Genomic DNA, 8,417 nt, shown 5'->3' on the forward strand with positions numbered 1-8,417 from the left:
GTGCGCGGAGGTGGTTTAGGAGCCCGATGGAGGCTGGCCGCCCGACCGCACCGAGCGGTCGCCGTCCCTTCCGTCCGCCTTGCGCAAAGGACCCGCGATGACCGAACTCCGCGGCAGACAGGCCGCGTTCTCGCACCTTCCGTCCCTCACCGGGCTGCGCTTCGCCGCCGCCCTGATCGTCTACTTCACCCACCTCTCGGTCGAGGGCTACCTCGCCCCCGGCCCGGCCGCGGCGGTGTTCCGCTACGCCTTCGGCCTGGGCTGGCTGGGGGTGGAGTTCTTCTTCATCCTGAGCGGGTTCGTCCTGACCTGGTCGGCCCGGATCGGCGAGAGCCGGACGGGGTTCTGGCGCCGCCGGCTGGTGAAGATCTTCCCGACCCATCTGCTGACCTGGCTGGCGGCGCTGCTGCTGGCCCTCGCGGCGGGTGAACTGCTCACCACCGCCCGGCTGTTGCCCAGCTTCTTCCTGCTGAACGCCTGGGTCCCGGAGCTGGACGTGATGCGGGCGGTCAATCTGCCCAGCTGGTCGCTCAGCGTCGAGCTGGCGTTCTACCTGGCCTTCCCCTGGCTGCACGCGCTGGTCCGGCGGATCCGGCCGGAGCGGCTGTGGGGCTGGGTGTGGGGCGTGACGGCGACGATCGCGCTGCTCCCGTTCGTCGCCGAGACCGCCCTGCCGGGCAGCCCCCAGCTGCCGGGCCTGAAGGTCTCGCTGACGCAGAACTGGTTCCTGGTCGCGTTCCCGGCGGTCCGCGCCCTGGACTTCGTGCTCGGCATCCTGCTGGCCCGGATCATGCTCACCGGCCGGTGGATCCGGCTCGGTCTGCCCGGCGCGGCGCTGCTGGTCGCGGCCGGGGCGGCGGCCCAGCTGGCCCTGGTGCCGACGGCGTACGGCTTCACCGCCACGCTGGCGCTGCCGCTGGCCCTGCTGGTCGCCGCGGCGGCACGCGCGGACATCACGGGCACCCGCTCGCCGTTCCGCGGCCGGCTGGCGGTGCGTCTGGGCGAGATCTCCTTCGCCTTCTACATGACGCACCACCTGGTGCTGCACTACGTCCGGCTGGCCCTCGGCGAGACGAAGGTCTGGTCGGTGCCCGAGGTGGCCGGCCTCGGCCTGGTGCTGCTGGCCGTGACCATCGGGGTGTCCTGGCTCAGTTTCCGGCTCGTGGAGGTCCCGGCGATGCGCCGATGGAGCCGCCCGGCCGCTCGCGGGGAGCGGCCGGAGCCGGCACTGACGGGCGGCCGCACGGGGTGACCGCGGGCCGTACGGGGCGGCGCGGGCCGTACCGGCCGAGCGGACTCCGTACGGCCCGGGCCGGGCGGCGGGCTCCCCTGACGGGGCCCGTCCGCCCGGCCCGTGGGGCCGGGGCCGCCGGGTCAGGAGGCCGCCGGGTCAGGAGGCCACCGGCTCGCCGGTGTCCCGCGGCGAGACCTCCTCCACCACCGGGCCGGCCGCGAAGGCCTTCGGGCGGCCGGGCAGGAGCAGGCCGACCACCACGATGACCGCGGTCATCGCCAGCTCCCACCAGAAGGTGGTGGAGTAGGCGTTGCGGACCGAGTCGCCGTTCGCGACCCCCCGCTGGACCAGCAGCGCCACCAGCGCCACCCCGAAGGAGCCGCCGACCTGGTTGAGCGACAGCATGGTGCTGGTCGCCCCCGAGGTCTTCTCCAGCGGGACGGTCCGGTAGAGCGAGGCGAGCGTCGGCGCGCCGACGCAGCCGAGGCCGATGCCCGAGACCAGGGCGTAGAGGCCGAGCACCAGCTGGCTGGTGGCCGCCGAGGACAGCGCGTTGCCGAGCGTTCCGAGCACCACCAGCGCGGCGCCGACCGGCACCAGCAGATTGGCGCCCAGCTTGTCGCTGAGCCGCCCGGCCAGCGGCATTCCGAGGAAGGTGCCGACCCCGAACGGAGCCAGCAGCAGTCCACTGGCCATCAGGCTCTGGCCGTGCACCTGCTGCTGGTAGAGCGGCAGCAGCACGTACAGCGAGAAGACCGCCGCGCCGGTGAGCGCCATCGCGACCACGGCGGCCGTGAAGCCCCTGTTGGCGAGCAGCCGCACGTCGATCAGCGGGGTGCGGCGGGTGGTGAGCGCGTGCGCCACGAAGCCGGCCACCAGCAGGGCGCCGATGACCAGCGACACCACCACCGTGGTCGAGCCGAAGCCCTCGTGGGCGGTCTGCGACAGCCCGTACACCAGGACGGCGAAGCCGGGGCTCAGCAGCAGGGTGCCGAGGACGTCGAAGGTCGCCCGCTGCCCCTCGGCGGGAGCGTCGGCCGGCACCACCTTGAACGAGAACACCAGCGCGATCAGCACGATCGGCACGTTCACCAGGAACAGCCAGCTCCAGTGCAGGTTGTCCGCGATGACACCGCCGAGGATCGGGCCGATCACCGGGCCGAGCGTCATCGGCAGGGCCAGCAGGCCCATCACCTTGCCCAGCCGGGACGGGCCGGCGGCGCGGGCGGTGAGCGTCATCATGACCGGCTCGATGATGCCGGCCGCCACACCCTGGAGGATGCGGAAGGTCACCAGCGCGCCGATGTTCCAGGACAGCGCCGAGGCGACGGCCGTCACGGTGTAGAGCACCAGGCCGAACAGCCAGACCTTCTTGCCGCCGAAGTGGTCCACCGCCCAGCCGGTCACCGGGATGGTCGCGGCGACCGCCAGCAGGTAGCCGGTGATGACCCACTCGGCGGTGGTGAGCGTGGTGTCGAAGTTGTCGGCCAGCGGGCTCAGCCCGACGCCGACGATGGTCGCGTTCAGCGTCGCGGTCACCGACGCGAGCGCCATGACAATGATCAGCTTGACCAGCGGACCGTCCAGCCGGTCCTCGGCTGATGCTGATTGCGTCATTTCAGTCCTTAGGGATAGCAGGGGAGAAGAAGGCGGGTGAGGAGGCGGGTGCGGATCACGCGATGCCCCGCGGCCGCGGATTGCGGCGGGACGGCGCGGCGGAGTACCGGAGGGGCGCCGCGCCAGAGGACCGCCTTGCCGAAAGCCCGGCGCTGGGCGCCCGGCGTACTGAAAGAGCGTATAAACAAGTACGGGGCGGCGGCCATCGTCCCTTAGACACCGTTAAGGCCGCCGACCCGGAATTCGGGTCGACGGCCTTCGACGGGGTGGGTTTCCGCCGGCCGGGCATCGGTGACCTGCGGATTCGTCCCGTCGGTCCGGGGCGGGGAAGGTTCCCGGGGCCTTTAGGTCGTGTCCGGTCGGGGGTCCGTCAGCAGCAGGGCCTGGGCCGGGCAGAGCTGGTGGGCGAGCCGGACGTCCGGCACCAGGCCGGCCGGGGGTTCGGGCGTCAGCAGGGTCACCAGCCCGTCGTCGTCGTGCTCGAAGACGTCCGGCGCGGTCAGCACGCACAGGCCCGCGCCGATGCAGCGGTCCCGGTCGGTGGCGACCCGCAGCCCGCCGCCGCTCACCAGGCCACCGGCAGGCGCTCGACGCTCTGCATGGTGCCGGTCCGGCGCATCACCAGCTCCTCGGCCGGCACCGCCAGCCGCAGCCCGGGCAGCCGGCGCACCAGCGTCTCGAAGGCGATCTCCAGTTGCAGCCGGGCCAGGTTCTGCCCCAGGCACTGGTGGATGCCGTAGCCGAAGGTCAGGTGCTGCCGGCTGGCCCGGGAGAGGTCGAGCTCGTAGGGCTCGGCGTGCACCCGCTCGTCCCGGTTGGTCATGGTGGAGGAGACCACCAGGCCGTCCCCGGCCTTCAGCACCCGGCCGTCGATCTCGATGTCGTCGGTGATCCAGCGCACCCCGGCGAAGTCGGTCACCGCCGTGATCCGCAGCAGCTCCTCGATCGCGGTGGCGGCGGGCACCTCGCCCGAGCGCAGGGCCTCCAGCTGCTCCGGGTTCTCCAGCAGGGCCAGCACGCTGATCGGGATCATCGAGGAGGTGGTCTCCAGACCGGCGATCAGCAGCACCATGGTCAGCTGGACCACCTCGTCGTGGCTCAGCTCGCCGCTCTCCACGTGGGCCACCAGCCGGCCCACCAGGTTCTCGTCGGGGCTCTGCTCCTGGGCCGTCACCAACCGGTCCAGGTAGCGGACCAGTTCGGCGGCGGAGGCCTCGGTGTGGGCCGGGTCCCGGCCCTGCATGACGCCCGCGGTGGCGGACTGGAAGAAGGCGTGGTCCTCGTACGGGATGCCCAGCAGCGCCGACATCACGAGCGACGGGATCGGCGCGGCGAAATGCTCCACCAGGTCGGCGGGGGAGCCGAGTTCCTCGATCCGGTCGATCAGTCCGTTGACGATCCGCTCGATGTCGGGGCGCAGCGCCCGGGCGTGCTTGAGGCTGAACTCCGGGTTGAGCAGCCGTCGGTGGTGGTGGTGGATCGGCGGGTCCTCGCCCACGAGCACCAGCTTGCGGGCGGCCGGCGCGCCCAGGTGCGGGGCCATGGTCGGGTAGGCGTCGTAGCTGCGGTCGGAGGACAGCCGCTCGTCGGCGAGCAGCCGGCGGGCCTCCGCGTAGCCGGTGATCAGCCAGACCCGGCGGTCGTCCCAGAGGGTGACCTGGTTGATCGGGCCCCGTGTGCTGATCTCCCGGTAGACGTCCGGCGGCTGGTAGGGGCAGGTGCGGCGCACCGGGAACGACGGTGCTTCGGCGGAACTGGCGGACAACGCGGCCTCCCAGTCGGATTTCCCGGAATGGTGCCCGGGGGGGAATTCTGGTTACTCCGGCGCATGCTAGTTGCGCCGCCCGGGGGCGGGCCACGGGAGTTCCGGCGGGAATCAACGGGAATTCAATGGCCGTTTGTCGCGGATTTAGCCGCGCATTCGACGGGTGGCGGCGGCCGGTTCAGCGGGGGCCGCCGGGCCGGTTTAGCACCGTTGCCTAGCGTGATCGGCACGCCGTTTCCCCCGGCGCTTCCCGTTCCCGTACCGAATGGAGCCGAGCATGGCACCGATCCCCCTTCCCGGCCCGCTGGGCTCCGCCGCCGACGCCCTGCGGGGCTGGCTGCTCGCCAGGCTGGCGGTGCCGCCGCTCGGCCCCACCGGGCCGAACCCGCCGGTCGGCGAACCGGAGAACCTGCTCCACCTGACCGACCTCAACGAGACCCTGATCAGCTACGACTCCACCAACGCGGACTTCAGCGGGGGCACCCCGACGCTGGACGACCTCGCCCACGTCCGGTACGAGCTCCGTGACCAGCAGGGCGCGCTGGTCGGCACGACCAAGGGGATCGGGCGGATGCTGCGCAAGGGCCCGGACGGCAACTTCCTGGGCTACTTCTCGGAGGAGATCCGGCTGATCGACGGTCATGTCATCCGCACCGGCGGCGTCGTCGACGACGCCCGGCTGACCCTCGGCGAGCAGCAGACCATCAAGGCGGTCGCGGTGGCCGGCCCGCTGCGCGGGGCGATCGGGTTCCGCCAGTTCCGGCCGGTGGAGACCCACAAGTCCTACGCCTCGGCGATCGTCCTCTACCGCCGCTGAACGCCCGCCCGCCGAACCGCCGCACGTCCGCCCGACACCCGTCCGCCGCACGCCCGCCGCACGCCCGCCGCACGCCCGCCCGCCGGACCGCCGTCCGGCCGGCCGGAGCGTACCGACGCCCCTGGGAGCAGACCGCAGATGGACCCCGCAGAGATCCGCCTCCTGGCGGCCGGCACCGCGCTGCCGGGCCCGCCCATCGACAACGCCGCCCTGGGCCGCCGCTTCGGCATGGACGCCCTCTGGGAACAGTGGGTGGACACCTTCATCGGCACCCGGACCCGCCACCTCGCCCTCGACCTGGAGACCGGCGAGCAGCGCGACACCCTGGCCGACCTCGGCACCACCGCCGGTGAGCGCGCGCTCGCCGCGGCCGGCACCGACCCCGCCGACATCGACCTCGTGGTGCTCGGCACCGCCACCCCCGACAGTCTGATGCCGGCCACCGTCAACCAGATCGCCGACCGCCTCGGCATCGACGGTGTGGCCACCTACCAGCTGCAGTCCGGCTGCTCCGGCGCGGTCCAGGCGATCGACGTCGCCCGGCAGCTGCTCTCCACCGGCCGCCACCGCACCGCCCTGGTGCTCGGCGGCGACGTCATCGCCAAGCACTACGACCTGACCGCCGACCTGCGCGCGGTCCCGCCGGCCGAACTGGTCAACTACGTGCTGTTCGGCGACGCCGCCGGGGCCGCCGTGCTGAGCGCCGATCCGGCCGCGGGCCCGACCGCCGTCCGCGCCTCCTTCGTCCAGCTCGCCGGACGGGGACGGGCCCCGGGCCAGGTCCTGGAGTGGTTCGGGCCGGTCGACCGGCACAGCGGGCGGCCGGCGGCCCGGGAGGACTACAAGGCGATCGAGGAGACCGTCCCGCTGTTCGCCGAGCAGATCCTGCGCCGGCTGCTCGACGAGGCCGGCTGGCAGCCGGACGAGCTGACGCACCTGCTGCCGCCGCAGCTGTCCACCCAGATGACCACCCGGATCGTCCAGCGGCTCGGGCTTCCCGGCGCCGAGGAGATCAGCTGCGTCGGCGAGACCGCCAACACCGGCAACGCGCTGGTCTTCTTCCAGCTCGAACAGGTGCTGCCGAAGCTGGCCGCGGGCGACCGCGCCGCCGTCCTCGCGGTGGAGTCCAGCAAGTGGATCAAGTCCGGGTTCGCCCTGGAACAGGTCTGACCCCTCCGCCCCGCTCCACCCCGTCCGGCCCCGTCCCACCTCGAAGCATCGAAGGGCAGAGCACGCATGTCGAACGACGAGAAGCTCCGCGACTACCTCAAGCGGGTCAGCGCCAGCCTCCAGGACACCCGCCTGCGGCTGCACGAGGCCGAGGCCAGGTACACGGAGCCGATCGCCATCGTCGGGATGGCGTGCCGCTACCCGGGCGGGGTGGGGTCGCCGGAGGACCTGTGGCGGCTGGTGGCCGAGGGCCGGGACGCGATCTCGGAGTTCCCGGCGGACCGCGGCTGGGACCTGGAGGCGCTGTACGACCCGGACCCGGAGCGCACCGGCACCGCGTACACCCGGCACGGCGGCTTCCTGGCCGGCGCGGCCGGCTTCGACGCCGACTTCTTCGGCATCAGCCCCCGGGAGAGCGGCACCATCGATCCCCAGCAGCGGCTGCTGCTGGAGACCACCTGGGAGGCGCTGGAGAGCGCGGGCCTGGACCCGGCCGCGCTGCGCGCCACCCCGGTCGGCGTCTTCACCGGGATCATGTACAGCGACTACGGCTCACGGCTCAACCCGGTGCCCGCGGCGGTCGAGGGCCAGGTCGGCATCGGCAGCGCGCCCAGCGTGGCGTCGGGCCGGATCGCCTACACCTACGGGTTCGAGGGCCCGGCGGTGACGGTGGACACCGCCTGCTCCTCCTCGCTGGTCGCCCTGCACCTGGCCGCCCAGGCGCTGCGGTCGGGCGAGTGCACGCTGGCGCTCGCGGGCGGGGCCACGGTGATGGCCACCCCCAACACCTTCGTCGAGTTCAGCCGCCAGCGCGGTCTGTCGCCGGACGGCCGCTGCAAGGCCTTCTCGGCCACCGCCGACGGCACCGGCTGGGGCGAGGGCGCGGCCCTGCTGCTCCTGGAGCGGCTCTCCGACGCCCGGGCCAACGGCCACCCGGTGTACGCGGTGGTGCGCGGCTCGGCCGTCAACCAGGACGGCACCAGCAGCCAGCTCTCCGCGCCGAACGGTCCTTCGCAGGAGCGGGTGATCCGGGCGGCGCTGGCGGCGGCGGGCCTGGGTGCGGCGGACGTGGACGCGGTGGAGGCGCACGGGACGGGCACCCGCCTCGGCGACCCGATCGAGGCCCAGGCGCTGCTGGCGACCTACGGCCGGGAGCGTCCGGAGGGCCGGCCGTTGTGGCTGGGGTCGGTGAAGTCCAACATCGGGCATGCCCAGGCGGCGGCCGGGGTGGCGGGTGTGATCAAGATGGTGCAGGCGCTGCGGCACGGGGTGCTGCCGGCCACCCTGCACGTCGACGAGCCGACCGGCGAGGTGGACTGGTCCTCGCGCGGGGTGGAGCTGCTGCGGACGCCGGTCGACTGGGCGCCGGGTGAGCGGCCGCGCCGTGCGGGCGTCTCCGCCTTCGGGATCAGCGGCACCAACGCGCACGTGATCCTGGAGGAGGCCCCGGCCGTCGCGGAGGAGTCCGGGGCCCCGGCGGACGAACCGGCACCCGTGACGGCCCCGGTGCTGCTCTCGGGCCGCTCGGAGGCGGCGCTGGGGGCGGCGGCGGAGCGGCTGGCGGACTGGCTGGAGGGCGCGGGCGCCCAGGCCGGACCGGCGGAAGTGGCGGCCTGGACGCTGACCCGGGGTGCCCGGCACCGGCACGGTGGCGCCGTGGTCTCCCCGGACCGCGACGAACTCATCGCCGGATTGCGGGCGTTGGCGGAGCAGAAGTCCCATCCTGCGGTGGTGTCGGGGCGGTTGGCGTCGTCGCCGGGTGGGGTGGTGCTGGTGTTCCCGGGTCAGGGGTCGCAGTGGGTGGGGATGGGGGT

General features: G+C 73.3%; 7 protein-coding genes. 4 read left to right on the top strand and 3 right to left on the bottom strand.

Features of this window, described 5'->3' with window-relative positions; translation table 11 throughout:
- Positions 1-97: 97 nt before the first annotated feature.
- Complete coding sequence (locus ACF1AK_RS35490) at positions 98-1,252, top strand: acyltransferase family protein (protein ID WP_391502965.1); 1,155 nt, start codon at positions 98-100, stop codon at positions 1,250-1,252.
- 138 nt (positions 1,253-1,390) lie between these two features.
- Here ACF1AK_RS35490 and ACF1AK_RS35495 read toward each other — a convergent pair whose 3' ends face one another.
- The 3 genes from ACF1AK_RS35495 to ACF1AK_RS35505 all read right to left on the bottom strand — a co-directional run bounded on the left by ACF1AK_RS35495 (position 1,391) and on the right by ACF1AK_RS35505 (position 4,616).
- Entirely contained in the window at positions 1,391-2,851 is a 1,461-nt protein-coding gene (locus ACF1AK_RS35495; RefSeq protein WP_391502966.1) for a DHA2 family efflux MFS transporter permease subunit, read from the bottom strand.
- A 344-nt stretch (positions 2,852-3,195) separates the two neighbouring features.
- A complete protein-coding gene (locus ACF1AK_RS35500) occupies positions 3,196-3,420 on the bottom strand; it encodes a ferredoxin (protein WP_391502967.1) in 225 nt (74 codons plus the stop codon).
- On the bottom strand, positions 3,417-4,616 hold the full coding sequence (locus ACF1AK_RS35505; protein ID WP_391502968.1) for a cytochrome P450: 1,200 nt from the start codon (positions 4,614-4,616) through the stop codon (positions 3,417-3,419). The genes ACF1AK_RS35500 and ACF1AK_RS35505 overlap by 4 nt, the downstream gene beginning before the upstream one ends.
- A 277-nt stretch (positions 4,617-4,893) precedes the next feature.
- On the opposite strand from ACF1AK_RS35505, the gene ACF1AK_RS35510 reads away from it, so the two are divergent.
- The 3 genes from ACF1AK_RS35510 to ACF1AK_RS35520 form a co-directional block, all read left to right on the top strand.
- Positions 4,894-5,433: a hypothetical protein gene (locus ACF1AK_RS35510; protein WP_391502969.1), complete on the top strand. Its 540-nt coding sequence runs from the start codon at positions 4,894-4,896 to the stop codon at positions 5,431-5,433.
- Between the two features lie 138 nt (positions 5,434-5,571).
- Complete coding sequence (locus ACF1AK_RS35515) at positions 5,572-6,603, top strand: 3-oxoacyl-ACP synthase III family protein (RefSeq protein ID WP_391502970.1); 1,032 nt, start codon at positions 5,572-5,574, stop codon at positions 6,601-6,603.
- Positions 6,604-6,669: 66 nt separating this feature from the next.
- Positions 6,670-8,417, top strand: a 1,748-nt coding sequence (locus ACF1AK_RS35520; RefSeq protein WP_391502971.1) for a type I polyketide synthase, incomplete at its 3' end; no start/stop codon positions are given.

The sequence above is a fragment of the Kitasatospora sp. NPDC015120 genome (genome assembly GCF_043080305.1).
GTDB lineage: Bacteria > Actinomycetota > Actinomycetes > Streptomycetales > Streptomycetaceae > Kitasatospora.

Coding starts and splice junctions, on each gene's coding strand:
- ACF1AK_RS35515 (WP_391502970.1), top strand. CDS start 5,572: ATGGACCCCGCAGAGATCCGCCTCCTGGCGGCCGGCACCGCGCTGCCG.
- ACF1AK_RS35495 (WP_391502966.1), bottom strand. CDS start 2,851: ATGACGCAATCAGCATCAGCCGAGGACCGGCTGGACGGTCCGCTGGTC.
- ACF1AK_RS35490 (WP_391502965.1), top strand. CDS start 98: ATGACCGAACTCCGCGGCAGACAGGCCGCGTTCTCGCACCTTCCGTCC.
- ACF1AK_RS35510 (WP_391502969.1), top strand. CDS start 4,894: ATGGCACCGATCCCCCTTCCCGGCCCGCTGGGCTCCGCCGCCGACGCC.